Here is a 26,382-nt window from a genome sequence, read left to right as displayed (position 1 = left end):
GCTTTCGTTACGTTAAACTGTGCTGTAGAAAGATTAACGACCGGCTCATACAAACGTTAAGATTGAGTCGATCCGCAGGAACAAAACCTCAGATTCATTGTGCCTTCGCGCACATCCTGAATTCCAAATTTTAGTTAAGGATCGATTTCACTTTGAGTTATTGCGTGCGAATAGGGTGCGAAGTGCGTGCGTATCGTCGCGGCAACCCCCTGTTTCCCGGATGGGCCTATGTCGTTACTTTCCATTCCAGCCGTCGCGCTTGATCTTGACGCCGGCAACGAAGAGAACTCCCGCGATTTTGCCCCGGTTGCCGGCATGAAGGTCACGATCGTCGGTTCGGGCGATGCCTTCAGCTCCGGCGGTCGCGCCCATACGTGTATCCGCATTGATGCGGCGACCACGACCGTGGTGGTTGATTTCGGTTCCGGCGCGATGACCGCCTGGCAGAAACTCGGGTTCGATTTTAACAATATTGATGCGATCGTCGTGAGCCATTTGCACGGCGACCATTTCGGCGGCATTCCGGCGCTGCTCCTGCACGCACAATTTGTTGCGGAGCGCCGCAGGCCGCTTCTGCTCATCGGCCCTCCAGGGCTGAAAGTGCGCTTGCAGGAAATGCTCGATCTGTTTTTCCCGGGCAGCAGTGCAGTCGCGTGGAATTACGCCTGGCAGGTGCGAGAGATCGGCGGCGGCCGCAAGATCGCCGTTTCGGGCCTGACGCTGGAGACCTTCGACGTCATCCACTCACCCGGCAGCATGCCGACCGGCATCCGGCTTTCGGATGGCAAGCATATCTTTGCCTATTCCGGCGACACCGCCTGGACAGAAACGCTGAACGATATCGCCGCCGACGCGGATCTCTTCCTCTGCGAATGCTCGTCCGGCGACGAGCCGGTGCCGAACCATTTGCACTGGCCGCTGCTCAAGGGCAAGCTCAAGGGCTTCAGCGCCAAGCGCATCGCCATCACGCATATGGGCCCGTCCGCCATTGCTAAAATCCCCGAAATGCAGGCCGCGGGACTCATCGTCGCCAATGACGGACTCAGTCTCGAGCTCTGATCTCGAGGCTTATGCTGCGCGTATCCGGGCCTGCCGTTTCTGCCGCGATCTGCCGGAGCCGCAACGCTTGCCGCAGGAGCCGCGACCCGTCCTGCGCGTCTCGCGGACGGCGCGCCTGCTTCTCGCCGGGCAGGCGCCCGGCACACGGGTCAATGCGACCGGCATCCCTTACAATGATCCGTCGGGTGATCGACTACGCGCATGGATGAATGTCTCGCGCGAGGCGTTCTACGACGAGTCGCGCATTGCGATCGTGCCGATGGGCTTCTGCTTCCCGGGTCTCAACGCGGCGAAGGCCGATCTGCCGCCGCGGCGCGAATGCCGGCAATTGTGGCACGATGGGCTGCTCGATCTGATGCCGCAGCTCACCTGTATCGTGGCAATCGGGCGCTACGCGCAGGATTATCATTTCGCCCGTGCCGGCCATCCATTGCCGAAGAGCGCAACGCTCGTGGAAATCGTTCGCGATTGGGAGAGCCATAAGCGCTTAAAGCCGCGGATCATCGCCCTGCCGCATCCCTCCTGGCGCAACAACGGGTGGATCAAGCGCAACCTCTGGTTCGAGGAAAATGTCGTGCCGCTGCTACGCGCCGAAGTGGCAAAGGCCTTGGTTTAGTCCTTCGCTTTCTCGTTTCGTGGCAGCGCCAACGCGATCAGCACGACGAGAACAGCGCCTGCCACGCCGCAGACCGCTGAGAAATAGCTCCAATGCGCGATGGCAAGATCTGGAAGAGGTGGCTTGGCCATCATGAATTCTTCGGCGATCATTCCACCGGCGATGAAGCCAAGCATTGCCGCACCGAGCCAGATCAGAATCGGAAAGCGGGAGATGAGCGTCAGCAAAAGCGTCGAGCCGAAGATAATCAGCGGGACCGAAAGGCCGAGCCCGAAGAGAACGAGAAGGGCCGAGCCTTTCGAGGCGGCGGCGATCGCGACGACATTGTCGAGCGACATTACCGCGTCGGCGATGACGATCACCCGCACCGCGCCGAGGATCGATGTCTGCTCCGTGACGGGCTTTTTGCCGCGTTCGTCGCGTGCGAGCTTCACGGCAATCCAGAGCAGCAGGAGGCCGCCGACAAGTTTGATGAACGGAATGCCGAGCAGATCGACAAAGAGCAGCGTGAACGCGATCCGCAGGCCGATCGCCGCCAGGGTGCCGAGTGCGATGCCTTTGAAGCGCTGCGCCTGAGGCAGGCCTGCGCAGGCGAGCGCGATCACGACCGCATTGTCACCTGAGAGCAGAATGTCGATCCAGATGATCTCAAGGACCGGGATAAGAAGGTCGGCAGGATTGACGGTCATGCCGCCGCCTGCCGCGCGCGCGCGGCCTTACAACATGCGCGCATCTTGAGGGACAAGCGGGAGAGCCGGGACGGGTTCTCGTCGCGATATCGAGTGGCCTTCATCCGGTTAATTATCCCTCGGCCGCGTCAGCATTGCAAATTTTATCACGGTTCCGCGATTGCCGGCGAAATCGCCGCGCGTCAGTGCCGCGACGGCGACGATGGCAATTTCCGCCGCCGCGGCAATGTCGGCGAAGCTCGGCCGGGACGCATCGTCGGCACGCGCTGGAATCGGAATGTGGATGAAACCCGCCGGACGATCTTTTTGCGTCCGCAAAGTTTCGTAGAGCGTCGCATTGCAGAGATAGGCACCGGCATCGCGCGAAATTCTTGCGGCGATTCCAGCATCGCGGATTCTTGCGGCGATCTCCGCGGCGGGAATTCGCACGGGGATCGTCTCTGCACCGTCAAGCGACAAAACGTTCAAATCCGGACGTTCGCCTTGCGCGTCGGCCGCGCGCGGGTCAACACGGTTGCGCGCGCGGGTTTCGATCGAGATGCACTTGCGGCGCGCGGCGACGCCGAAATGCAGGATCGCGTCAGGCCGCGTGTCCACGCATAGCTCGGACAGCCGCGCCGCAAGACCGTCGTAGACGACGGGCAGCACGCGCGTTTCCAGCCGAATGCCGAGCCGGTCAAAATGAGCGCGCTTTTTCTCCAGGGCCGCCATCAACGCCGCCGAGGGATTGTTCTCGACGCCGGGGAAGGCTGCGAAGCCGGTGAGGAGGACGCGGATCATGGCATTGGCAATCGGTGACATTTTGGAAAGGTTGATCGCAAAAATACGCCCATCCTGCGGCGCCGGGCGTCGTCGCGGAAGCGACCGGTAACTTCCGCGCTCTAAGCCCTTTGCCTTATCGGCGTATAACGGGGAGGCGTGCAGTGTCAGAGCAGGACGAACACGAAGTAAACACCATCGTTCTCGATCAGGTCCTGGGTCTCAAGGCCGCTGCGCCACTTGCTGAAAGCCTGCTCGCGCATCGCGGTGCTGACATTCTGATCGATGCCGGCGAGGTCGAACGCCTCGGCGCGCAATCGCTGCAAGTTCTGCTCTCAGCTGTTGCAACCTGGCACGCGGACGGACGCGGCCTCGATTTCGCTCATCCGTCCGAGGCATTCCTCGAGAGCCTGCAGCTCTTTGGGATCGATCCGGATAGTCTCTTGCACCATCCGCGCGCCGCCTAGCCTTAAGCCTCCGCCGCGTCCGCGGTGATGAGGATGGCGCGGAAATCGTTGACGTTGGTGAGTGTCGGGCCGGTGATGACGCTATCGCCGAGCGCCTCGAAAAAGCTGTGGCCATCATTATTGGCGAGAGCATCCGGCGGCTTGATGCCGAGCTTCCACGCGCGGGAGAGTGTGTCCGGCCCAAGATGGGCGCCAGCGATATCCTCCAGTCCATCGACGCCGTCGGTGTCGCCCGCGAGCGCATGGATTCCCTTGTGGCCGGCGAGCGCGATGCCCAGTGACAGCAGAAATTCGACATTGCGGCCGCCGCGGCCTTTGCCGCGTACCGTCACGGTCGTCTCGCCGCCCGAAAGAATGAGGCAGGGCGCTTTGAAAGGCTGGTTATGCCGGGCGACCTGGCGGGCGAGGGCGGCCAGCACTTTGCCGACATCGCGGGCCTCGCCTTCGATGTCGTCGCTCAGGATATGGACGGCGAGCCCGTGCTTGCGTCCCACTTCGGCTGCGGCCTCAAGCGCCATCTGCGGTGTCGCGATCGTTTTGACTTCGCTGTTCTTGAGGCGGGGGTCGCCGGGCTTGACGCTTTCGCCACGCCCGCTGGTCAGAACATCGCGGACCTTGTCGTTCATCTCGATGCCGTAGCGGGCGATGATCTCCAGCGCGTCCTGGCAGGTCGTGGGGTCGCCGATGGTCGGCCCCGAGCCGATATCGACCGGCTCGTCGCCCGGCACATCGGAGATCAGTAGCGTCACGAGTTTCGCGGGATGGCAGGCGACGGCGAGCCGGCCGCCCTTGATTCCCGAGAGATGACGGCGCACGCAATTCATCTCGCTGATCGTCGCGCCGCATTTGAGCAGGGCTTTGTTGAGCGTCTGCTCGTCGGTGAGATCAAGCCCTTCGAGCGGCAGCGGCAAAAGCGCCGAAGCGCCGCCGGAGATGAGGCAGATGACGAGATCGTCTTCGGTCAGTCCCCGGACGGTGTCGAGCAGGCGTTTGGAACCGGCAAGGCCCGCGGCATCCGGCACCGGATGGCTGGCTTCCAGAACTTCGATCGTGCGGGTTGGCAGATGATGCCCGTAACGGGTGACGACCACGCCGGACAATTCGCCCGGCCAGGCGGCTTCGACGGCAAGCGCCATTGAGGCCGCGCCCTTGCCAGCGCCGATGACGATCGTGCGGCCTTTCGGCGGCGGTGGCAGATATTGCGCAAGCACCCGCGCCGGGTCGGCGGCGGAGACGGCGGCGTCGAACAGCGACCGCAGCAGGACCTTTGGTTCAACTGACATCTGAAGAAAACCGCTTTCCTGTTTGTTTTATTTTGTTTTTCATAAGCAAGCGAAGCGCCGACAAGCAAACGCCCCGGCGCGAAATATTCCGCGCCCGGTCCGGGCGTCAGATCGTATAGGTGAATTCCTGCTCGCCGCTCAAGGCCAGCGCGCGCATATCGGCCAGCGTCCGATTGTCCAGGATCTGCGCGATGGCCTCCCGCGCCTCCAGCATGACGAGGCGGACGCCGCAGCTTTTCTCGTCGGAACAGTCGTCGCAGCGGCGATAAGCGGTGCGGCTGGCGCATTGGATCGGCGCCAGCGGGCCGTCCAGGACGCGGATGATATGGCCGACGCGAATATCCTGCGCGGAGCGGGCCAACGTATAGCCGCCGCCCTTGCCCTTCTTGGAATTGACGAAGCCTGCGTTGCGCAATTCGCCGAGGATCGTGTCGAGAAATTTCTTCGGAATCGAATTGGCCGTCGCGATATCGGTGACGAGAGACGGTTCACCCGGCGGGAACCCGGCCAGATGGACCATGGCCTTGAGGCCGTATTTCCCTTTTTTCGTCAACATATTCGGTGTTCGTCAGCCCTGCGCGTGAGCGGAATAGAAAACAGCCGTTCCATTGTCCACTAAATTTATGATCAGAATCGAGAAGCGCCAGACTACCATGCTTTGGCTTGGCCCGCCCAGAGCCGGGGGGGCGGCCAAGCGTGAACGGAGCGCCGCATCAGCGCGGCGCGGGTTGGGCCTCCGCCGAGAGTTGCAGCCAGTCCTCTTCGACGGCGGCGAGCGCGCGTTCCAGATCGCCGCGCTGCCGGGCAAGCTGGGCGACCTGCTCCGGCTTGGCCGCGAAAGCGCCGGGCGCCCCGAGCGCCGCGTCGACCCGCGCGAGCAAATCCTGAAGCTTGGCCATCTTCTCTTCCGCCGCGGCGATGCGCTTCTTCAGCGGCGCCGCTTTGGCGGCCCGGGGCGCCGGTGGCGTCGCTTCGCCATTCGCCCGATCGCCTCTGGTCTGCACCGGCGTGGCGCCGCGCGACGAGAGCACCAGCCGGGTGTAATCGTCCATCGTGCCATCAAAGGGCGCAACGCGGCCGTCGCCGACGACCCATAGCTGGTCAGCGCAGGCATCGAGCAGATAGCGGTCGTGCGAGATCAGCATCACCGCGCCCTCATAATCGTTGATCGCCTCGATCAGAGCTGCGCGGCTGTCGATGTCGAGATGGTTTGTCGGCTCGTCGAGGATGAGCAGATGCGGACCGTTGAAGGTTGCAAGCCCCATCAGGAGCCGCGCCTTCTCGCCGCCGGAGAGCAGCGCGACTTTCGTGTCGGCCTTGACGTTCGGAAAGCCGATTTGCGCGCAACGGGCGCGAATCTTCGCCTCGGGGCTGCCGCGCATCAGTTCCGCGACGCATTGATAGGGCGTCGTCGCCTCGTTGAGATCGTCGACCTGATGCTGGGCGAAAAAGCCGACGTCAAGCTTCGCCGAGCGTGTGACCGTTCCGCTCATGGCTTCGAGCCGCCCTGCGACCAGTTTGGCGAAGGTCGATTTGCCGTTGCCGTTGGCGCCGAGCAGGCCGATGCGGTCGTCCTCGGCGATGGTCAGCGAGAGCTTTTGCAGCACCGGCGCGCTGCCATAGCCGGCGGCGGCATTCTCCATACGCAGGATCGGCGGCCGCAGCGGCTTTTGCGGCGAGGGCAGGTGAAAGGGCAGAACCTCGCCATCGACGATGGCGGCGATCGGCTCCATTTTCGCGAGCATTTTGAGCCGCGCCTGCGCCTGCTTCGCCTTGGTGGCCTTGGCGCGGAAGCGATCGACAAAAGCCTGGAGATGCGCGCGTTGCGCGTCCTGCTTCTTTTTCTGCTTGGTTTGCACTGCCTGCTGCTCGCGCCGCTGGCGCTCAAAGCTTGCATAATTGCCGCGCCAGAGCGTCAGCTTGGCCTGGTCGAGATGCAGAATATGGTCCGCCACCGCATCGAGCAGATCGCGATCATGGCTGATGACGAGAATCGTTGCCGGATAATGGGCGAGATAATCGATGAGCCAGAGCGTGCCTTCGAGGTCGAGATAATTGGTCGGTTCGTCGAGCAGCAGAAGATCGGGCGCTGAGAAAAGCACGGCGGCGAGTGCGACACGCATCCGCCAGCCGCCGGAAAATTCCGAAAGCGGGCGCCCCTGCGCTTCGTGATCGAAGCCCAGACCCGCCAGAATATGCGCGGCGCGGGACGGGGCTGCGTGGGCGCCGATATCGGCAAGGCGCGTCTGGATGTCGGCGATGCGGTGCGGATCGCTCGCCGTTTCCGCTTCGGTGAGCAAGGCGGCGCGTTCAATATCGGCGGAGAGCACGAAATCGAGCAGGCTGGTCGGACCGCCCGGCGCCTCCTGCTCGACGCGGCCGAGCTTCATCTGCCGCGGCACCGAGATCGTGCCGGAATCGGGCGAAAGATCGCCGGCGATCATGTTGAACAGGGTTGTCTTGCCGGCGCCATTGCGGCCGACGAAGCCGATATGCGCCCGCTCCGGGAGCGCGGCGGTCGCTTTGTCGAAGAGGACGCGCGGCCCGAGCCGGAAAGTCAGTTCATTGAGATGCAGCATCGGCGGGTTTTGACGCAGCGCAGCAGGGAAGGCAAGCGCGCCGGGTATTGAGCGTCAGGATTGGCTGATCCCGAGCCGCGCCGCGATTTCCTTTGCCGTCTTGAGCCGCGCGAGGGTCAAGGGCTGATAGGCCGCCTGCGCGGCGGCGAGAACCTCTGCCGGGGCGGTCTCGGGCGTGCCGGCATGGAAGGGCGGGTCCGGCGCATATTGGATGTTGAGCTGAATGAGTTCGGCAATGCTCTGGCCGCGCACCAGCGCCGCGACGGCAAGCGCGCCATCGATGCCGGCGGTGACGCCCGCGGCGGTGACGATATTGCCGTCGATCACATAGCGCGCGTTGACCGGAATGGCGCCGAAATAGGGGAGCAGATCGAAGGACGACCAGTGCGTGGTCGCGCGGCGTCCTTTCAATATGCCGGCCGCGCCGCAGATGAGCGCGCCGGTGCAGACGGAGAAGATCGGCTTCCCGGCGGCGGCATGATGGCGGATGAACGCCAGCACGGGCTCATCGTGCATCAGCGCCTGCTGTCCGGCGCCACCGGGGACCAGCAGCAGATCGAGCGGCGGCGCTTCGGCGAGCGTCACCTCCGGGGTGAGGATCAGCCCGGCGTGATCGCGGAACGGCCCCTTCTGCGTGCCGATGATGTGGATCTTCGCGTCCGGGAGCCGCGAGAGAACCTCGAACGGCCCGGTGAAATCGATCTGGTCCATATCCGGAAAGATCAGAATGCCGATGCTGATCTTCTGGTCGCGCAGCGCCGTGAAGGCAGCGGGCTCGGTCTGCCGGTCTTCGTTAGGCTCGCCCATCGGACACACGAGGAAAGAGGGAGGCTGTCGTCGGTAGTCCCGCCCGGACTGCGGCGCAAGCCCCCCGCTTGGCGGGCTACGCCGCTTCTTTCCGCAGCGACTCGATGTCGATGACGAAACGGTATTTCACATCGTTCTTCAGGAGCCGCTCGTAGGCTTCGTTGACCGCCTGGATCGGCACGACCTCGATGTCGGCGACGATGTTATGTTCGCCGCAGAAATCGAGCATCTCCTGCGTCTCCTTCATGCCGCCGATACCCGAACCGGCAACGGACTTGCGGCCGCCGATGAGGGCGCCGCCCTGGACCGGCGGCTCAAGCTCCGTCAGCACGCCGACGAGCACCATCGTCCGGTCGCGTTTCAGCAGCGCGAGATAGGGGTTGAGATCGTGCGGCACCGGCACGGTATTGAGCAGGAAGTCGAAGCTCGCCGCCTGCGCCGCCATCGCGGCTGCATCGCGCGAGAGCAGTACTTCGTCGGCGCCGAGCTTTTTGGCGTCCTTGGCCTTGCCGGGCGAGGTTGTGATCATCACCACATGCGCGCCGAGCGCCTTGGCGAATTTGATGCCCATATGGCCGAGGCCGCCGAGACCGATGACGCCGACCTTCTGGCCCGGCCCGACCTTCCAGTGCCGCAAGGGAGACCAGGTCGTGATGCCGGCGCAGAGCAGAGGTGCGGTGGCCTTCAGATCGAGATGCGGCGGCACTTTGGCGACGAAACGCTCCTCGACAACGATCTTCTCGGAATAACCGCCGAAGGTGAGCGCGTCGCTGTTGCGCTCTTTGCTATTGTAGGTCCAGGTCGCGCCGTGCTCGCAATATTGCTCGAGGTCGTCGTCGCAGGCCGAACAGTGCCGGCAGGAATCGACCATACAGCCGACGGCGGCGAAGTCGCCGGCCTTTAGCTTCTTGACGTGTTCGCCAACCGATGTGACGCGGCCGACGATCTCATGGCCCGGCACCATAGGGTAGAGCGAATTGCGCCAGTCGTTGCGGGCCTGATGCAGATCCGAATGGCAGATGCCGCAATAAAGAATCTCGATCTCGATATCGTGCGGGCCGGGGCTGCGCCGGGTGAAGCTGAACGGAGCCAACGGCGATTGGGCGTCGCGAGCGGCATAGCCGCGGACTTCTGTCATGGTCGATCCTCGATGTCAGAAACTGATTGTGCCGGCCCCGAACACGATCCGGCGCGAAAAGCGCCATGTCCGGTCGGTCTGCTGCTGGAAGCGAGTGGAACATAATTCCAATCCCGGGGCAGGAATAGAGGGCCATCCCCGACGATTTGACGAATTTTGCTCAATAATCCCTGCTCGATTTTCGTAACGATTCTTGCGTCTCCGCAAAAGTTCGGGCTGGCCTTGCGCGGCTGACATCCTAAATAATGTTCTGTCAGAATTCCCGCCTGCAGGAGAAAATTGTATGATTACCAGCGAAAAAGCCCATCGCGTTATTGCCGCCGGCGAGGCCAAGGCGAAAGAAATCGGCCAGCCGATGAACATCGCGGTGGTCGACGCCGGCACCAATTTGAAGGCTTTCACCCGGATGGACGGCGCCTGGCTCGGCAGCATCGACATCGCCATCAACAAGGCCTTTACCGCCAAGGCTTTCGACCTTTCGACCAAGGAACTCGGTCAGAACAGCCAGCCCGGCGATCAGTTCTATGGCATCCAGGAGTCAAACCACGGCCGGGTCATGATCTTCGCCGGCGGCGTGCCGCTGGTCGTCGATGGCAAGATCGTTGGCGCGGTCGGCGTCAGCGGCGGCAGTGGCGTCCAGGATCAGTCCGTAGCGGAAGCGGCTGCGGCGGTCTGCAAGTAAGAGCCTCACGAATTCTCACGAGCAGCGCGGCGAATTTCGCCGCGCTTTTTTTGCCTGGAGCGCCGCGTTCGCGGGCGTAATTGCGCCATAGCGCAACCCGTCAACCAGCAATGCCACCATGCGCCGTGCCTGGGTGACGTCGCCATCGCTGCCGGGCACGGCAAGCCGCGCGGCGGCGAGGAGCAATTCTCTGGCCTCCACATCGGCGCGCACCGCACCTGCTGCCGCCGCGGCGCTAAGCAGACTTTGCAGGGCAGGGATCAGGCGGCCGAGAAAATAATCCGGGAGCGATTGATACGCCGGGTCGCCCGAATGCAGCGCCGCCCCCAAGCCGCGTTTGGTCGTAACAAAGCTTACCAAGCGCTGCATCCACAACGCGAGCGCTTCGCCCGGCGCATGCTGCGCCGCCAGCCCCGCGGCGGCTTCGGCGCAAGCATCCACCTCCTGGCGAACAATGGCTTTGATGAGGTCTGAGCGCTGCGGGAAGTGTCGATAGACCGTTCCAACGCCGACGCCCGCCTTCTCGGCGATCTCGCGCACTGGCGCATCCACGCCCGAAGCCGCAAATACAGCCATGGCGGCACGCAGGAGCGCATCCATATTGCGTCGCGCGTCAGCTCGCGCCGGCCGATTCCGGTCGTCGAGGGCGTCCGCCTCACGGGTCAAATGACTTGTTCTCTCGGTCAAAGGCAAACCAGGTTGCAAACGGAACATTGTTCCGTATAAATGGAGTCACGTTCCGTTTTGTCCTTATAAACCGCCGAATCGGACTTCGCCAGCGTCATGAGTAAGGAGACAAAGGATGCAATACCGCCCTCTTGGCCGGACCGGCATAAAGGTCAGCCCCTATTGCCTCGGCGCCATGATGTTCGGCGGAATCGCCAATTCCGACCACGACGAATGCGTCCGTATCATCCACAAGGCACTCGATTTCGGTATCAATTTCATCGATACGGCCGATCGCTACAGCGCTGGTGAATCCGAGGAGATCGTCGGCAAAGCGCTCGAAGGACGGCGCGATAGAATCGTGCTGGCTACTAAAGTGCATGGCCCGATGGGCGACGACCCAAATATGCAGGGCAATTCACGACGCTGGATCACCCGCGCGGTGGAAGACTCGCTGCGCCGGCTGCGTACGGACTACATTGACATTTATCAGATCCATCGCCCGGCGCCGGATACGGACATCGAAGAGACGCTCTCAGTGCTCACCGATCTTATGCGCGCGGGCAAAGTGCGCGCGATCGGCTCTTCAACTTTCCCGGTCTCCGAGATCGTCGAGGCACAATGGGTGGCACAGCGGCGCGGTCTGGCGCGCTTCCGGACGGAGCAGCCGCCTTATTCGATCCTTGACCGCGGCATCGAGCGAGACATGTTACCCACCTGTGCGCGTTATGGCATGGGCGTGATGGTCTGGAGTCCGTTGTCGAAGGGCCTGCTCACCAGCCGCTACCGCAAGGGGCAGCCGCTGCCCGACAGTATGCGGGTGAAATATTTTCCCCGGCAAATGTCCGATGAGCGCAGCCTGGATGCGATCGAGCACCTGATCCCGCTCGCGGCCGAAGCGGGGCTGTCGCTAACACATATGGCGATGGCCTTCGCAATAGCTCATCCGGGCGTAACGTCGGCCATTCTCGGGCCGCGCACCATGCAGCAACTTGATGATTTGCTGTCTGGCGCTGAAGCTCGCCTTACAGATGATGTTTTGGACAGGATCGACCAGATCGTGCCGCCCGGAACCGACGTCGGGTTAAATGAAGCGGCCTACAATCCGCCAGCGATCCTAAAGGCCGACCTGCGCCGCCGCCCGGCCATCGAGCGGACTGCCGTCTGACGCCGAGCGTCCAACCGTCGCGGAAAGCCGCTTTACCTGCGTGCTTGACGCGTTAAAAGCGCAGCGGGAGATTCTCATGCAGACCACAGACGTGCGCGCCGTCATCGCCATCGGCCTCAGAGGCCAGTTCGGCCTTCATGATCGTCTGCCGTGGGAGGGCAATCGCGGCCGCGAGTTCGTCGCCGATGTGGAACGGTTTTTCGAGCTGACGCGCGGCCATGTTCTGATCATGGGCCATCGCACCTACATTTCCGTCCCGGAATTCGCCTTCAGGGACCGCGACATTGTCGAAATCCACGCTTCCGACAAGCCGGAAGAGGTGCTGGCCCGCTTTCCCGGCCGGGTCGTCTTCATTGGCGGCGGCCCGCCCGTCTATGCTGCCTACGCACCCTTTATCCGCCATTGGGACATCAACCGGCTGCCCTTTGACGGCGAAGCCGACCGCTGGTTCGACCCCGCCTGGCTGGTGGCGGGTGGCCATCCGGTCTGAGACCGGCCGCTTTGTTGATCGCCCCGGCGAAATGGGGCAGAAGGCGGCAGCATAAATGGCCGGGGTTCCGGCGATTCAGTTGGATTTTTCGGATGTCGTCTCCCTTGCGTCTCGGCGTCGCCGGTCTCGGCACCGTAGGCGCTGCGCTTCTCAAAATTCTCGACCGCCAAGCCGCCGCTCTGGCGGCACGGACGGGGCGCCACATCGCTGTCACCGCGATCTCGGCGCAGAACCGTGACAAGGCGCGCGACGTCGATCTCGCCCGTTTTGCCTGGTTCAGCGATCCCGTGGCGCTGGCGGGCTCGCCCGACATCGATGTCTTCGTCGAATTGATCGGCGGCGCGGATGGCGTGGCTTATGCTGCGGTGGAGACGGCGCTCAGCAACGGCACGTCGGTGGTCACGGCCAACAAGGCGCTGATCGCCAAGCACGGGCTTCACCTCGCCAAGCTCGCCGAGACCAAAGGCGTGGCGCTTGGCTTCGAGGCGTCGGTCGCAGGCGGCATTCCAATCATCAAGACCTTGCGCGATAGCCTTGCCGGCAATCGGGTCTCGCGCGTTTACGGCATCCTCAACGGCACCTGCAATTACATCCTCTCCCGTATGGAGGCGGAGCAGATTTCCTTCGGCGAATGTCTCGCCGCGGCGCAAAAGCTCGGCTATGCGGAGGCCGATCCCTCCTTCGATATCGGCGGCTACGATACGGCGCATAAGCTCGCGATCCTCACCGCGCTCGCCTTCGGCACCGAGATCGCGCCGGACGCCATCGCCGTCGAGGGCATCGAGAAGATCACACTCGCCGATATCGCCGCCGCTTCGGAGCTCGGCTATCGCATCAAGCTCCTTGGCGTCGCCGAGCGGACCCAGGCCGGGATCGAGCAGCGCGTGCATCCGACGATGGTGCCGCGCTCGTCCCCCATCGCGCAGGTGATGGGCGTCACCAATGCGGTGACGATCGATGCCGACGCGGTGCAGGAGCTGACGCTGGTCGGGCCGGGTGCCGGCGGGGCGGCGACGGCCTCCTCGGTCGTGTCTGACATTGCCGACATCGCCCGGGGACTGCGGCTGCCGCCCTTCGGCGTCCCGGCGAACGCGCTGGCGCCGTTGCGCCGCGCGGCCATTCAGACGCATGAGGGCGGCTATTACATCCGCCTTTCGGTCTTCGACCGGCCGGGTGCCGCCGCGGCGATTGCGACGCGCATGGCCGATCGCGCGATTTCGCTGGAAAGCATCGTCCAGCGCCGCCGCGCCGGCGAGCAGAAGGGCGCAAGCGCGGTGCCGGTCATTCTCATCACCCATGCGACCTCGGAGAAGCTTATCGGCGAGGCGCTGAAGGATGTTCTCGCGGATGGCTTCATCGCCGAGCCCCCGCAGGTCATCCGGATCGAACGCGAATAGGAAGGTCCGTGACCGATCTCGTCGTCAAAAGCCAGGACATCGTCGGCCGTATCCTGACGCTCGAACTCGTCCGCGTCACCGAACGCGCCGCCGTCGCTGCCGCGCGCTGGCGCGGCCGCGGCAACGAAAAGGCAGCGGATCAGGCGGCGGTCGATGCCATGCGGCGCGAACTGCACCGGCTGCCGATCGACGGCACAGTGGTGATCGGCGAAGGCGAGCGCGACGAGGCGCCGATGCTTTATATCGGCGAAAAGCTCGGCACCGGGTTTGGTCCCGCGGTCGATATTGCCGTCGATCCGCTGGAGGGCACGACGCTTTGCGCCAACGACATGCCAGGCTCGATCGCGGTGATGGCGATGGCGACCGGCGGCGCGCTGCTGCACGCACCCGACGTCTATATGGAAAAGATCGCGATCGGCCCGGGCTATCCCCACGGCATTGTCGATCTCGACCTGAGCGTGGCAGAGAATATTGCCGCTCTGGCGAAGGCCAAGGGCGTCGCGCCGAAGGAGATTTCTGTCCTGCTGCTCGACCGCCCGCGGCACAGACCGATCCTTGACGCCTGCCGCGAGATTGGCTGTCCCGTGCGGCTGATTCCGGATGGCGATGTTGCCGGCGTGATCTTCACCACGCGGCCGGAGGAGACGGGCATAGACATCTACATTGGCGTCGGCGGCGCGCCGGAGGGCGTTCTGGCCGCGGGCGCGCTGCGCTGCGTCGGTGGCCAGATGCAGGGCCGGCTGATCCTCGATAGCGAAGAGAAAGTCGAGCGTGCGGCGCGGATGGGCGTTGCGGACCCGCGCCGGAAATACGATCTCGCCGAACTTGCCGCCGGCGATGTCATCGTCTCGCTCACCGGCGTCACTGATGGCCCGCTCGTGTCCGGCGTGCGTTTCGACAAGGATGCGATCCGCACCGAGACCTTGATCTACCGCTCGACGACCGGCACCGTGCGCCGCATCGGCGCCGAGCATCGCGGAAATGTTCTTTGGGATTGCAAGGCCGCGGTGCGCTGAGGCGTTGGCTTTCCGTCCCGAGGCACGGGCGCGTTAAGGGCAAACCTTGACGCCGATGGCTGCGGCCTGCTGCCAGGTCATACGCGTGAAGCTCGTTCTCTGCAGCGCGTGATGCGCGGCGACCCAGCGCCGGATGTTGGGCGGATAATAGCTGGCGGCATAATTGTTGAGCGAGGCGGGCGCGAGTTTTCCGTCGATCGTCGCGCCATGGAAATAGAGCACAGCGCCCTGCGGAACGCAGGCGCCGGAAATTCCGAGCAGCAGCGTGCAGGACGAAAAGCACTCGACCGGGAGGCGGTAGATATAATCGTTGCGGTGATGCTCGACGAATTCGATCCGGCTCAGCAGATTGCCGCCATTGTCCTGCTCGACGATGTCAGGGAGGCGATTGGCGGAACGGTCGAGAAGGCCGGCGGCCGGCGCCGCGGCGGTTTGCAGAATGAGCGCCGCCGCCAGAGCCATCCGCCAATGCCGCATCCTGTCTTCCTCCCCGGAGCCGAACCTGCATTTCAGCAGATTCGGCAAGCAATGTCCGGGCCTATTGCGTGGCGCCAGCGTCAATCCACGGGCTTGTCGGGTTCAGAGCCAGCGGCGCGGTCCGATCTCGGTGGGGCCGACGTTGCCGGTCTTGCCCGCGACCAGCCGCCAGATGAGCAGAAGGACGAAGGCGCCGATGGTCGCGCCGATGAAGCTCGCGCCCTGATCGAGGCGATACCACCCGACCGACTGGCCGATGAAGGTCGCGAGAAAGGCACCGGCGATGCCGAGCAGCGTGGTGAGAATGAAACCGCTCGGATTGTTCGGCGCCGGCGAGAACCAGCGCGCGAGCAGGCCGGCGACGAAACCGATAACGATGATCCAGATGATGTGACCCATGATGATACTCCCCAGTCTTCGCGGTCTCGTCTGGCGGACCTTGAAAGACGAGCTTAGGCGGGCTTTCTAGACTGTCAATCAGACGCGACCGGTGCGATTCAGCGCAGAGGCGGCGACAGCTTGATGACGCGGCAGGATTCGCCCGCTTCGGCCGCCGGGGCATAGGGGGAACGCACCAGCAGGCATTGCGATTGGGCGAAAATATTCAGCAGTGAAGAATCCTGCAACGCGAAGGGTGTCGCCGCCGGCAGGCCGGTTCCGCCCTGTGTGAGTGTCGCACGCAGATAATCTTCGCGCTGGCTGTTGGCCTGCACGGGCGCACCGAGAATTGCCGGCTCGGTCGGATCCTCCGCCGCACGCGGATCACCGCTGAGCGCGCGCACCAGCGGAACCAGAAACAGAAGGCTGCAGACGATCGAAGCGGCCGGGTTTCCGGGCAGGCCGAGAATCAACATCTCGCCGAGACGCCCGTGGATCAGCGGCTTGCCCGGCCGCATGGCAATGCGCCAGAAGCTCAGCTCCATGCCCTCGTTTGCGAGCGCCGAACGGACAAGGTCGTGCTTGCCCACCGAGGCACCGCCCAGCGTTACCAGCACGTCAGCTTGGGCTTTGCGCGCGGCGCGGATGCCGGCTTCGAGCGACGCGAAATCATCGCCCGCGATGCCGAGGTCGATGGGCTCGCCACCATTCTCAATGACAAAGGCGGCGACGGCGAAAGAGTTCGAGGTGATGATCTGGTCGGGGCCAATTGTCTGGCCCGGCTGCACCAGTTCATCGCCGGTGGCGAGGATCGCCACGCGCGGCTTTCGCGCCACGGGCACTTCGGCATGGCCCATCGCGGCGGCGAGGGCGACATTGATGGGGCTGAGTCTTGTGCCTGCCGCCAGCAGGCTCTGACCGGCCGAGAAATCGACGCCCGTGGCGCGGATATGCCGCCCCGCGAAGATCGTCCGCTGCGCGATGACGACGTCGCCGTCGAGCACCGTATCCTCCTGCATCAAAACGGCATCGGCGCCGCGCGGCACCGGCGCGCCGGTGAGGATGCGCACCGTTTCGCCGGGCGCGATGCTTCCGTCGAAGCCGTGTCCCGCGGCGCTTTCGCCGATCATTTTCAATCGCGCTGGAAGCGTTGCGAGGTCGGCGGTGCGCACGGCGAAGCCGTCCATGGCCGAGGCAGCGAAAGGCGGCTGCGTGCGGCGCGCGATAAGCGGCTCGGTCAAGGTGCGCCCGAGAGCCTGAGCGAGCGGCACATGCTCGGTGCCGCGCGCGCCGTGGTTCGCGAGGACGCGCGCCCGGGCTTCGCCGACGGGCAGGAGATCGGAAGCGCCCACCGGTTCAGCCATCGCGCCGGAAGGGGCCGGATTTGCCGCCCGTTTTTTCAATGAGTTCAATGCCCTCGATCCGCATCGCCCGGTCCGCCGCCTTGAGCATGTCGTAGATCGTGAGGCAGGCGACCGATACGGCTGTTAGGGCCTCCATCTCGACGCCCGTCTGGCCACTCACCTTCGCCTCGGCGAAGACACGCAGACCGGGCAGCGCCGGATCGGCCTCGACCTCGACCGTTACCTTGGTCAGCGCCAGCGGATGGCAGAGCGGGATAAGATCGGAGGTCTTCTTCGCCGCCATGATTCCGGCGATCCGCGCCGCCGCGAAGACATCGCCCTTCTTGGCATTGCCCGAGACGGCGAGCGCGAGCGTCTCGCGGCGCATGACGACGCGGCCTCCGGCGCGTGCGGCGCGCTCGGTTGCGGGTTTTTCCGAGACATCGACCATATGGGCTTCGCCGGCCTCGGCGAGATGGGTGAGCTTGCCCATCGTCAGCCGTGCGCCTTGCGTGGCGTCGCATGGCGTTCGGCGTCGTCGCCGCACAGCAGGGTATGTGTCGCCGCCGTCACGTCCTTCTGCCGCATCAGGCTTTCGCCGACGAGGAAGGTGTCGATGCCGGACTTGTGCAGGCGCAGGCAATCGTCATGACTGGCGATGCCGCTTTCGGCGACGACGATCCGGTCGGCGGGGATTTTCTCCGCCAGACGCTCGCAGGTTTCGAGCTTCGTCTCGAAGGTGCGCAGATCGCGGTTGTTGATGCCGAGAAGCTTCGTTTCGAGTTCGAGCGCGCGATGCAGTTCGGCTTCGTCGTGGACTTCGACCAGCACATCGAGCCGCAGATCGTGCGCGGTCTTGTTGATCCTCTTGGCTTCCTCGTCGGTGACACAGGCCATGATGATGAGGATGCAATCGGCGCCATAGGCGCGCGCCTCGTAGACCTGATAGGGATCGAAGAGGAAATCCTTGCGCAGCGCCGGGAGGCGGACGGCTTTGCGCGCGGCTTCGAGATAATCGAGCGAGCCCTGAAAGGAGGGCGTGTCGGTCAGGACCGAGAGACAGGCCGCACCACCCGTTTCATAGGCCTTGGCGAGCACCGGCGGATCGAAGTCGGCGCGGATCAGGCCCTTGGAGGGGCTTGCCTTCTTGATTTCGGCGATGAGCGCGAAACGGCCTTCGGCGAGCCTGGCCTCTATGGCGTGGACGAAACCGCGCGGCGGATCGTGGCTCTCGATCCGGCGTTCCAGCGTCGAGAGCGGCATGCGCAATTTCGCCTCGACGATCTCCTTGCGCTTGTAGGCTTCGATCTTCTTTAGAATATCGGCCATGGGCCTGCCTTTGTCCTCCGCTGTCGGCCTGCGACAAGCCTAATCTGGCACGAAGCGCCGCCAGGGCAAAATATCAAGCCCCGCCGGGCCGGCCATGCGACGCTTTGATCAGTTTGGCGAGCACCTCGGCGGCGCGCCCGGCATCGAGGGCTGCGGCGGCCTCAGCCGCGCCCTCGCGCAAATCCGCTGCTTTTTCAGCGACGACAAGCGCCGCCGCGGCGTTGAATACGGCGATGTCGCGATAGGCGTTCCGCGCGCCGTGGAGGACGGCGTTGAGAGCGGCGGCATTATGCGCGGCATCGCCGCCCTTGATGTCCTCGAGGCTGGCAGGCTTCAATCCCGCATCTTCCGGGTTTATGACGAACGAGCGGATCGCGCCGCCCTCCAGAGCCGTGACGTAAGTTGGGCCAGTGATGGTCACCTCGTCGAGCCCGTCCGAACCATAGGCCAGCCAAACGCGCTCGGAGCCGAGGTTGCGCAGCACTTCGGCCAGTGGCTCCAGCCATTCCTTGGCGAAGACGCCGAGCAATTGCCGCTTGACCCGCGCCGGATTGGCGAGCGGCCCGAGCAGATTGAAGAGCGTGCGCGTGCCGATTTCGGCGCGGATCTGATTGACATGGCGGATCGCGGCATGGTGCACGGGGGCGGCCATGAAGCCGATGCCCGCCTCGTGCAGGCAATGCTCGATCTCGTCCGGGTCGAGGCCGATCTTGACGCCGAGTGCGGTAAGCACATCGCTGGCGCCGGACCTCGACGAAGCGGCGCGGTTGCCATGCTTGGCGACCGGCACGCCGCAGGCCGCGACGATCAAGGCCGCGAGGGTCGAGACATTATAGGTGCCATGGCCATCGCCGCCGGTGCCGACGATGTCGACCGCATCGGGCGGCGCAGTGACAGGCAGCATCTTGGCCCGCATGGCGCCGACCGCGCCGGTGATTTCCTCGACCGTCTCGCCGCGCACGCGCAGGCCCATCAGGAAGGCGCCGGTCTGCGCCGCCGTCACCCCGCCGCCGAGCAACAGATTGAAGGCGTATTCCGCCTCGCTGCGGCTCAGGCTCGCGCCCGTCGCGATTTTCGCTAGCAGGGGTTTGAAGGCGTCCATGGCGTCTCATTGCTCTGGCGCGCCGTAAAGCGCAAGGGTTCAGCTCGCTTCTCGCTCGCTCGTGATCTCGCCGGTGATCTTGGCGAGGGGCCGAGTGCAGGCGAGGATCACGAGCCCGGCGAAGGCTGCGATCGCGGCGGCGGTGAGGAAAAACTCGGTCCGGCTCATGGCGCTCCAGAAACTGCCGAGCCAGCCCGAAAGAAAATTGCCGATGAAGTTTGTCGCCAGCCAGAACCCCATGATGAGCGAGAGCATTCGCGTGGGTGCGAGCTTCGTCACCAGAGAGAGGCCGACCGGCGAAAGATAAAGCTCGCCCAATGTCAGGATTGTGAAAAAAGCCAGAAGCCAGAGCCAGCTCGCTTTGCCCGCGCCGGTGTGCCAGGTCGCCAGCGCAAGGACGAGATAGGCGAGCGCTTCGCCGAAACAGCCGATGGCCATTTTCATGACGCTTGACGGTTCGCGCCTTCGTGCCGCCTGCCGTGTCCACAGCGAGACGACGAGCGGCGTGAAGGCGAAGATCAGGAACGGATTGATCGCCAGAAACCACGTCGTCGGAATCTCCGCGTGCCAGCCGAAGAACGAAAAGCTGCGGTCGACTTCGGCATTGGCCCAGAGCGTGATCGTATTGCCCTGCTGTTCATAGACCGCCCAGAACAACAGGCTTGGTACGAAGAGCACGAGCAGGACGAGAAGACTGCGCCATTCCTCGCCGCTAAGGCGCGACGCGAAGGGCGCGGCTTGGGCTTGAGTTTGGGTTTTGGCGTCCGGCGGCAGATGGCGCAGGCCATAAAGGTAGATGCAAAGGCCGATGACCATGCCGACGCCGGCGGCGGCGAAGCCATAATGCCAGCCTGCTTCTTCGCCCAAGGTGCCGCAGACAAGCGGCGCGAAGAAAGCGCCGATATTGATACCGACATAGAAGATCGAGAAGGCGCGGTCGCGCCGCCTGTCGCCTTGCGGATAGAGTCCGCCGACCTGCGTCGAGATATTGGGTTTGAAAGCACCAGAGCCGAAGATGATCGCCAGCAGCGCGATGAGAAAGAGATGATCGAAGGCCATCATGAAATGGCCGAGCGCCATGAGAACGGCGCCAATGATGACGGTGCGGCGCTGGCCGAGCACGCGGTCGGCGAGGAGGCCGCCGAGGATCGGCGTCGCATAAACGAGCGCGGTGTAGAAGCCATAGATCTGGGAGGAGAGCGGCTGCAAGGCCAGCGGCCCAAACAGGGCTTCGAGCCCGTGCCGGAGCGTGGCGAGCCCCAAGACATGCTCCGCATGGCCGGGGAGCAGCAGATATTTCGTCATGTAGAGGACGAGAAGCGCGCGCATCCCGTAATAGGAAAAGCGCTCCCACATCTCCGTCGCGAAAAGGACGCTCAGGCCCTTGGGCTGGCCGAAGAGCTCGCCGGGCCGGGCGTTGCCGGTGAGAAAATCGATCGGTTCGTCCAAAGCGCTGCGGCCTTTATGCGGCGGGAGAGGCGGCCTCAGCGTAGCATTTCGTAGACCAGATCAGACAGCGCCGCGCGCCGCGTTCCATTCCCGCGCCAGTTCGAGGAAATTGGCGAGGATGCGATGGCCGTGCTCGGATTCGATGCTTTCGGGATGGAATTGCACGCCATGCACCGGCCGGGATTTGTGCGAAAGGCCCATCACCAGCCCGTCCGTTTCGGCGGTGACCTTCAATTCATCCGGCAGCGTCTCGCGCTTGACGACGAGCGAATGATAGCGCGTCGCGCGGAACGGGCCGTTGATGCCGCGGAAGATCGTCTCGGCCTTATGGCTGATGTCCGACATCTTGCCATGGACGGGGATCGGCGCGCGCACCACCTCGCCGCCGAAGACTTCGCCGATCGCCTGATGGCCGAGGCAGACACCGAAGATCGGAATCTCGCCGCTCGCCGCGCGAATGAGGTCGAGACAGATGCCGGCCTCATGCGGCGTGCAGGGGCCGGGCGAGAGCACGATCGCGTCCGGCCGCGCGGCGATGACATCGGCAACGCTCACCTTGTCATTGCGATGCACTTTCACCTCGGCGCCCAATTCACCGAGGTAATGCACCAGATTGAAGGTGAAGCTGTCGTAATTGTCGATCAGGGTAACGGCAGGCATGGGAAAACCTATTGAGCCGCGCGGCGGGCAAGGTCAAGCCAAAATGGCGCCAGTGTCATTGCGAGGAGCGTCAGCGACGAAGCAATCCAGTCTCTGCCCCTGGATTGCTTCGCTTCGCTCGCAATGACGGCTAGGCCGCCTGCCGCACCGGCGGAGCCATGAATTCGGGCCCGACCGGGTCGTGAATGTTATCCGCCAGAATCTTGTCGATCTCGGCAAGCGCCGCCGCATCGAGCTTCCAGCCGGAGATTTCCGTAACCGGATCAAGCTGGCTGGGCTTGCGCGCGCCCCAGAGCGCGATGCTGAGCGGCTGACGGTCGAGCACCCAGCGCACCGCAAGGTCGAGCACCGTCTTGCCGTAGTTCTTCTTGGCGAAGGCGTCGAGCGCGGCGACGGCGGCGAGATATTGCGCGAGGCGCGGCGGCTTGAACTTGGGATCGTTGCGGCGCAGATCATCGCCGCCGAAGGTCGAATCCGCGTTGATCTTGCCGGTCAGCAGGCCACGGCAGAGCGGGCCATAGGCGAGCGTCGCGATGTCGTTCTTGGCGGCATAGGGCAGCACGTCCTTCTCGGCGCCGCGCTCGAAGAGATTATGCGGCGGCTGGACCGTATGCAGCGGCGCGACGGCGCGGAACGCTTCCATCTGCGCGACGCTGAAATTGCTGACGCCGATGGCGCGGATTTTCCCGGCCTTGAACAATTTGCCGAGCGTCTCGGCGGTCTCGGCGATGGGCGTCGCCGTATCCGGCCAATGCACCTGATAGATGTCGATCACGTCGGTCTGGAGCCGGCGCAGCGAGTCTTCGATCTCCTTTTCGATCCGCGCCTTGCTGGCATTGCGGAATATCTTGCCGTCCTTCCAATCCAGCGCGACCTTGGTGGCGATGATGGTTTTCTGCCGCCGTCCGCCCTCGGCCAGCGCGCGGCCGACGATTTCCTCCGAATGGCCGAAGCCATAGACCGGCGCGGTGTCGATGATGTTGATGCCGCGATCGACGGCGTTCTGAATGGTGCGGATCGAATCCGCGTCGTCGCTGCCGCCCCACATCCAGCCGCCGATTGCCCAAGTGCCGAGCGCGACCCGCGTCGGCTTGAGCTGCGTGCCGGGAATGGTGAGTGTTTCAAGCTGAGTCATGGCTGATCCTCGCTGCGATGGCGTCCCCGAGCCTTCATATTGGAAACGAAACTCTATTTTCGAGCGTGAGCGTCAGGAATGCGCAAGATCAAACATGCGGCGGCTTTTTTCCGCGCAATTTTATCATTTTGCGGAGACTTTACTGCCCGCGTTTCGTCCGCGCGGCAAAGCGCACGGCTTCTTCCGCCGCACGGAACAAAGCCTGCGCCTTGTTGACCGTCTCGCGCTGTTCATAGGCGGCATCGGAATCATAGACGACGCCCGCGCCTGCCTGCACATGCATCTTGCCGTCCTTCACCACCGAGGTGCGCAGGATGATGCAGGTGTCCATGTCGCCATTGGCGCCGAAATAGCCGATGGCGCCGGCATAGATGCCGCGCTTGTCCGTTTCCAATTCGTCGATGATCTCCATCGCCCGCACCTTCGGCGCACCGGAGACGGTGCCCGCCGGAAAGCCGGCGCAAAGCGCGTCGATCACGTCATGCGAGGCGTCAAGCTCGCCTTCGACATTCGAGACGATGTGCATCACATGGCTGTACCGCTCGATAACGAATTTTTCGGTCACCGCGACGCTGCCGATTTTCGCGACGCGGCCGACATCGTTGCGCCCGAGATCGAGCAGCATCAGATGTTCGGCGCGCTCCTTCTCGTCGGCGAGGAGATCGGCGGCGAGCAGCGCGTCCTCGACGGCATTCTTGCCGCGCCAGCGTGTGCCGGCGATGGGACGGATCGTCACCTTGCCGTCGCGGGCGCGCACCAGAATCTCGGGGCTCGAACAGACGATCTGGAAACTGCCGAAATCGAGATAGCAGAGGAAGGGCGCCGGATTCACGCGGCGCAGCGCCCGATACAGTGCGAAGGCGGGCAGGGCGAAAGGCGCAGTGAAACGCTGCGACAGCACGACCTGAAAAATGTCGCCGGCGCGGATGTAATCCTTCGCCCTATCGACCATTTCGTGAAAGCGCGCCTCGGACGTATTCGACATAGGGCTTATCGCCTGCGCATCGGCGTCGAGGTCGCCAGCGCCGCGCGGCAGCGGCGCTTCGAGCGTCGCGACGATGGCTTCGATCCGCTCCAGCCCTTTTTCATAGGCAGACTTGGCGCTGACATTCGGCGCGGGGCGCACCGGCGTCACGACGAAAATCTCATCGGTCACGCTGTCGAAGACGACCATGATTGTCGGGCGCAGCATGATCGCGTCCGGCACGCCGATCGGATCGGGCTTGGCCGGCGCCAGACGCTCCATCTGCCGCACCATGTCGTAGCCGAGATAGCCGAAAATGCCCGCCGCCATCGGCGGCAGACCTTCCGGCGCATCGATCCGCGATTCGGCGATCAGCGCGCGCAAAGCATCGAGCGGCGCTGCTTCGCAGGGCGTGAAAGCGGCAAGATCGGTCAGGGCGGTGCGATTGATCTCGGCGCGATCGCCCTGACAGCGCCAGACGACATCGGGATCGAGGCCGATCATCGAATAGCGGCCGCGTGCGCCGCCGCCTTCGACGGATTCGAGCAAAAACAGGCGGCCGTTGCGACCGGCGGACAATTTCATAAAGGCCGCCACGGGCGTTTCGAGATCGCCGACAAGGCGGCTCGAAAGCAGCACCGGCGCGCCCGATTCGTAGCGTGCGGCGAAGGTGTCGAAGGCGGGCGTAATCATGCCGTCACTGCTGATCCGCCGGCGCGCCGGAAACGGATTGCCAAATCTGCGGATTGATCCGCGTGCCGAGCCGGGTTTCGAGCTGCGAGACAAATTGCGCCGTCATGTCGTCGTTGAGCGCCGTCTTCATCTGATCGGTGACGCTGCCGAAGTTGAACGTCGAGGCGCTAATGGGGGGCACGACGCCGTTCGTGACCTTGAACACGATGCGTCCGCCATCCTGCGTCCCGGCCGATCCAGCTTTTCCGATGGCGCGGTTGAAGACCTGATCGAGCAGATCGCGGGAGAGGCCTTTGGAATCGAGGCGCGTGATCTTATCGATATGCTTCACCGGCAGATTGCCGTCCGATGTCGCGATCGCGGCCAGCGTCGCGCCAGCGTCGAGCTTCTTGGCCAGATCGACAGACTTGTCGACCAGACGCTGGGCGGTCTGATCGGCGACCCAGTCTCGCGTGACGCGCGCCTTGACCTCGTCGAACGTCTGATTGCGCGCCGGATCGATATTGAGCACGTCGAACCAGATGGCGCCGCCATCCTTGGTCTGGACCGGATCGTTGTCCACGCCGATATCGGAGGCGAACACGGCCTTCAGCACAGCCTGCGGATCGCCAAGGCCGGAAATGGCCTTGCCGGCCTTGTCGTTTCCTTGTGCGTCGATCGCATCGATGGTTTGCGCCGAAAGACCCAGCGCCTTGGCGGCATCGGCAATGGATTTGCCGGCGGCGCGTTCGTCTTCGATCTTGTCGTGAATATTGCCGAGGTCTTTTTGCGCCCGCGCGATGGCGAGGTCACGAGCGATCTCGCCTTTTATTGCGACCAACGGAATGACGACCTTGGGGGCGGTCTGCACGGCATGCAGAATCGCCCAGCCGAACTGGGTTTGCACCGGTTTCGTGACGCCGCCCGAGGGGATGGCGAAAGCCGCCGCGGCGGCGGCCTTGTCGGCGAGGCCCGCTTCGGTGACGGTGCCGAGATCTGTGTCCTTCGGCGTCAGCTTGCGCTCGGCGATCAGGGCCGCAAAAGTTTCGCCGCCTGCCAGTTTGGCGGCTGCTGCATCGGCCGATTTTTCATCCGGGAATACGATCTGCTGAATTTCCCGTTTTTCTGGCTGCGTATAGCGATGATCCTTCACCGCCTCATAGCTTTTCTCGATCTCCGCGTCGGTGATCGGGTTCTGTGCCGATTGGATTTGCGCCAACGCTTCGGCTGTCAGGACGAGCAGGCTGATCTTGCGATATTCTGGCTGGCGATAAAGCTCGCGATGGGCCTCAAAATAGCTTTTGAGCATGGCATCGGTCGGCGCGGAAAAGCTGCCCGCGGCCGTCTTCGGCAGAATGACGTAGTCGATGCTGCGCTGCTCGTTGTAATAGCGGTTGATGATCTCAAGCAGGGCGCGGGGCGGGGTCAGCCCGTCGGTCAGGGCCGAGACGATCTGGTCGCGCAGAGCGCCGGCCCGCGTATCCGCGAGATAGCCTCGCTCGGTCAGGCCATTATCCTGTAGCCGTTGCTCGAAAACCTGCTGGCTGAATTGGCCGTTGGCGCCTTTGAACGCGTCATCCTGCATGATCTGCTGGGCGAGAACGTTGTCGGAGAGTGCCAGCCCCAGCCGGTGCGCTTCTTGGTTCAGCGCCGAATCGCTGAGCAGCCGGGCGAGAACCTGGCGATCGATCCCGCGTTCATGCGCCTCGTCGGCGCTGATCGCCCGCCGCTGCTGTTCCTGCATGCGCAGCAATTGCGTCTGATAGGTGTTGCGGAACTCGTCCGGCGTGATTTCGGCCGAACCGACTCGCGCCAGAGTATTGGCGCCGAAACCGCGGAAAATATCGGCGATGCCCCAGAAGCCGAAGGCGATGATCAGAAAAGATATCACCACGGCCATAATGATCCGGCCAATCCAGGTCTGGCTGGAGGCACGCAAAGCATCAAGCATATTCTATGAATCTCCGGAGGAGAGACCGCTTTCAGGAAAAGTGGAAACCGGTTTTCCGTCCGAAAACGGTCTCATTATTTGAATGAGCGCGTTTTCATGGTGCGAA

Annotated in this window: 27 protein-coding genes; 8 read left to right on the top strand and 19 right to left on the bottom strand. The window is 63.7% G+C overall.

What is annotated here, in order from left to right:
• Window positions 1-228 precede the first annotated feature (228 nt).
• Both CWB41_RS14490 and CWB41_RS14485 read left to right on the top strand, forming a co-directional pair.
• Window positions 229-1,059, top strand: a complete 831-nt coding sequence (locus CWB41_RS14490) for an MBL fold metallo-hydrolase (RefSeq protein ID WP_245411233.1) — start codon at window positions 229-231, stop codon at window positions 1,057-1,059.
• Complete coding sequence (locus CWB41_RS14485) at window positions 1,034-1,675, top strand: uracil-DNA glycosylase family protein (RefSeq protein ID WP_115836264.1); 642 nt, start codon at window positions 1,034-1,036, stop codon at window positions 1,673-1,675. Before CWB41_RS14490 ends, CWB41_RS14485 begins: the two co-directional genes overlap by 26 nt.
• On the opposite strand, the gene CWB41_RS14480 is transcribed toward CWB41_RS14485, so the two are convergent.
• Complete coding sequence (locus CWB41_RS14480) at window positions 1,672-2,364, bottom strand: TerC family protein (RefSeq protein ID WP_115836265.1); 693 nt, start codon at window positions 2,362-2,364, stop codon at window positions 1,672-1,674. The genes CWB41_RS14485 and CWB41_RS14480 overlap by 4 nt on opposite strands.
• 108 nt (window positions 2,365-2,472) lie before the next feature.
• On the bottom strand, window positions 2,473-3,165 hold the full coding sequence (locus CWB41_RS14475; protein WP_115836266.1) for a pyroglutamyl-peptidase I: 693 nt from the start codon (window positions 3,163-3,165) through the stop codon (window positions 2,473-2,475).
• 122 nt (window positions 3,166-3,287) lie between these two features.
• Here CWB41_RS14475 and CWB41_RS14470 point away from each other — a divergent pair, with 122 nt between their 5' ends.
• Window positions 3,288-3,590: an STAS domain-containing protein gene (locus CWB41_RS14470; protein ID WP_115836267.1), complete on the top strand. Its 303-nt coding sequence runs from the start codon at window positions 3,288-3,290 to the stop codon at window positions 3,588-3,590.
• A 2-nt stretch (window positions 3,591-3,592) separates the two neighbouring features.
• On the opposite strand, the gene CWB41_RS14465 is transcribed toward CWB41_RS14470, so the two are convergent.
• The 5 genes from CWB41_RS14465 to CWB41_RS14445 form a co-directional block, all read right to left on the bottom strand.
• Complete coding sequence (locus CWB41_RS14465) at window positions 3,593-4,873, bottom strand: glycerate kinase type-2 family protein (RefSeq protein ID WP_115836268.1); 1,281 nt, start codon at window positions 4,871-4,873, stop codon at window positions 3,593-3,595.
• A gap of 106 nt (window positions 4,874-4,979) precedes the next feature.
• The gene (locus CWB41_RS14460) at window positions 4,980-5,429 is read right to left on the bottom strand and encodes an RrF2 family transcriptional regulator (RefSeq protein ID WP_115836269.1); all 450 of its coding nucleotides are present in this window, start codon (window positions 5,427-5,429) and stop codon (window positions 4,980-4,982) included.
• Between the two features lie 157 nt (window positions 5,430-5,586).
• On the bottom strand, window positions 5,587-7,452 hold the full coding sequence (locus CWB41_RS14455) for an ABC-F family ATP-binding cassette domain-containing protein (protein ID WP_115836270.1): 1,866 nt from the start codon (window positions 7,450-7,452) through the stop codon (window positions 5,587-5,589).
• A gap of 54 nt (window positions 7,453-7,506) precedes the next feature.
• Window positions 7,507-8,259, bottom strand: coding sequence for a DJ-1/PfpI family protein (locus CWB41_RS14450; protein WP_115836271.1), 753 nt, complete (start codon window positions 8,257-8,259; stop codon window positions 7,507-7,509).
• Window positions 8,260-8,335: 76 nt separating this feature from the next.
• Window positions 8,336-9,397, bottom strand: a complete 1,062-nt coding sequence (locus tag CWB41_RS14445; protein WP_115836272.1) for an NAD(P)-dependent alcohol dehydrogenase — start codon at window positions 9,395-9,397, stop codon at window positions 8,336-8,338.
• Window positions 9,398-9,680: 283 nt separating this feature from the next.
• Between CWB41_RS14445 and CWB41_RS14440 the strand changes: the two genes are divergently transcribed.
• Complete coding sequence (locus CWB41_RS14440; RefSeq protein ID WP_115836273.1) at window positions 9,681-10,079, top strand: GlcG/HbpS family heme-binding protein; 399 nt, start codon at window positions 9,681-9,683, stop codon at window positions 10,077-10,079.
• 15 nt (window positions 10,080-10,094) lie between these two features.
• Here the strand turns inward: CWB41_RS14440 and CWB41_RS14435 are convergent, their stop codons facing one another.
• A complete protein-coding gene (locus CWB41_RS14435; protein ID WP_245411234.1) occupies window positions 10,095-10,679 on the bottom strand; it encodes a TetR/AcrR family transcriptional regulator in 585 nt (194 codons plus the stop codon).
• A 202-nt stretch (window positions 10,680-10,881) separates the two neighbouring features.
• On the opposite strand from CWB41_RS14435, the gene CWB41_RS14430 reads away from it, so the two are divergent.
• From CWB41_RS14430 to glpX, 4 genes are all read left to right on the top strand, one after another.
• A complete protein-coding gene (locus CWB41_RS14430) occupies window positions 10,882-11,913 on the top strand; it encodes an aldo/keto reductase (protein ID WP_115836275.1) in 1,032 nt (343 codons plus the stop codon).
• Window positions 11,914-11,989: 76 nt separating this feature from the next.
• Window positions 11,990-12,403, top strand: coding sequence for a dihydrofolate reductase (locus CWB41_RS14425; RefSeq protein ID WP_115836276.1), 414 nt, complete (start codon window positions 11,990-11,992; stop codon window positions 12,401-12,403).
• Window positions 12,404-12,495: 92 nt separating this feature from the next.
• Window positions 12,496-13,800, top strand: a complete 1,305-nt coding sequence (locus CWB41_RS14420; RefSeq protein WP_115836277.1) for a homoserine dehydrogenase — start codon at window positions 12,496-12,498, stop codon at window positions 13,798-13,800.
• Between the two features lie 8 nt (window positions 13,801-13,808).
• Entirely contained in the window at window positions 13,809-14,816 is a 1,008-nt protein-coding gene (gene glpX, locus CWB41_RS14415) for a class II fructose-bisphosphatase (RefSeq protein WP_115836278.1), read from the top strand.
• Between the two features lie 33 nt (window positions 14,817-14,849).
• Here glpX and CWB41_RS14410 read toward each other — a convergent pair whose 3' ends face one another.
• From CWB41_RS14410 to CWB41_RS14360, 11 genes are all read right to left on the bottom strand, one after another.
• Window positions 14,850-15,293, bottom strand: coding sequence for a hypothetical protein (locus CWB41_RS14410; protein ID WP_129396514.1), 444 nt, complete (start codon window positions 15,291-15,293; stop codon window positions 14,850-14,852).
• A 102-nt stretch (window positions 15,294-15,395) separates the two neighbouring features.
• Window positions 15,396-15,692 carry a GlsB/YeaQ/YmgE family stress response membrane protein gene (locus CWB41_RS14405; RefSeq protein WP_115836280.1) on the bottom strand — a complete coding sequence of 99 codons (297 nt, stop codon included), beginning with the start codon at window positions 15,690-15,692 and terminating at the stop codon, window positions 15,396-15,398.
• Window positions 15,693-15,790: 98 nt separating this feature from the next.
• Window positions 15,791-17,035, bottom strand: a complete 1,245-nt coding sequence (locus CWB41_RS14400) for a molybdopterin molybdotransferase MoeA (RefSeq protein ID WP_115836281.1) — start codon at window positions 17,033-17,035, stop codon at window positions 15,791-15,793.
• Window positions 17,028-17,507 carry a cyclic pyranopterin monophosphate synthase MoaC gene (gene moaC, locus CWB41_RS14395; protein WP_115836282.1) on the bottom strand — a complete coding sequence of 160 codons (480 nt, stop codon included), beginning with the start codon at window positions 17,505-17,507 and terminating at the stop codon, window positions 17,028-17,030. The genes CWB41_RS14400 and moaC overlap by 8 nt, the downstream gene beginning before the upstream one ends.
• A gap of 2 nt (window positions 17,508-17,509) precedes the next feature.
• Window positions 17,510-18,343, bottom strand: coding sequence for an indole-3-glycerol phosphate synthase TrpC (gene trpC / locus CWB41_RS14390; RefSeq protein ID WP_115836283.1), 834 nt, complete (start codon window positions 18,341-18,343; stop codon window positions 17,510-17,512).
• A 73-nt stretch (window positions 18,344-18,416) separates the two neighbouring features.
• On the bottom strand, window positions 18,417-19,445 hold the full coding sequence (gene trpD, locus CWB41_RS14385) for an anthranilate phosphoribosyltransferase (protein WP_115836284.1): 1,029 nt from the start codon (window positions 19,443-19,445) through the stop codon (window positions 18,417-18,419).
• 39 nt (window positions 19,446-19,484) lie between these two features.
• A complete protein-coding gene (locus CWB41_RS14380; RefSeq protein ID WP_245411236.1) occupies window positions 19,485-20,894 on the bottom strand; it encodes a peptide MFS transporter in 1,410 nt (469 codons plus the stop codon).
• Between the two features lie 60 nt (window positions 20,895-20,954).
• Window positions 20,955-21,554, bottom strand: a complete 600-nt coding sequence (locus tag CWB41_RS14375) for an anthranilate synthase component II (protein ID WP_115836285.1) — start codon at window positions 21,552-21,554, stop codon at window positions 20,955-20,957.
• Window positions 21,555-21,684: 130 nt separating this feature from the next.
• Window positions 21,685-22,689, bottom strand: coding sequence for an aldo/keto reductase (locus CWB41_RS14370; RefSeq protein WP_115836286.1), 1,005 nt, complete (start codon window positions 22,687-22,689; stop codon window positions 21,685-21,687).
• 139 nt (window positions 22,690-22,828) lie between these two features.
• On the bottom strand, window positions 22,829-24,346 hold the full coding sequence (gene trpE / locus CWB41_RS14365; protein ID WP_115836287.1) for an anthranilate synthase component I: 1,518 nt from the start codon (window positions 24,344-24,346) through the stop codon (window positions 22,829-22,831).
• Between the two features lie 4 nt (window positions 24,347-24,350).
• Entirely contained in the window at window positions 24,351-26,276 is a 1,926-nt protein-coding gene (locus CWB41_RS14360; RefSeq protein ID WP_115836288.1) for a peptidylprolyl isomerase, read from the bottom strand.
• Between the last annotated feature and the right edge of the window lie 106 nt (window positions 26,277-26,382).

It is taken from the genome of Methylovirgula ligni (assembly GCF_004135935.1).
GTDB lineage: Bacteria > Pseudomonadota > Alphaproteobacteria > Rhizobiales > Beijerinckiaceae > Methylovirgula > Methylovirgula ligni.
The sequence above is the reverse complement of the archived record's forward strand: the minus strand, read 5'-3'. Positions and strand labels throughout refer to the sequence as shown.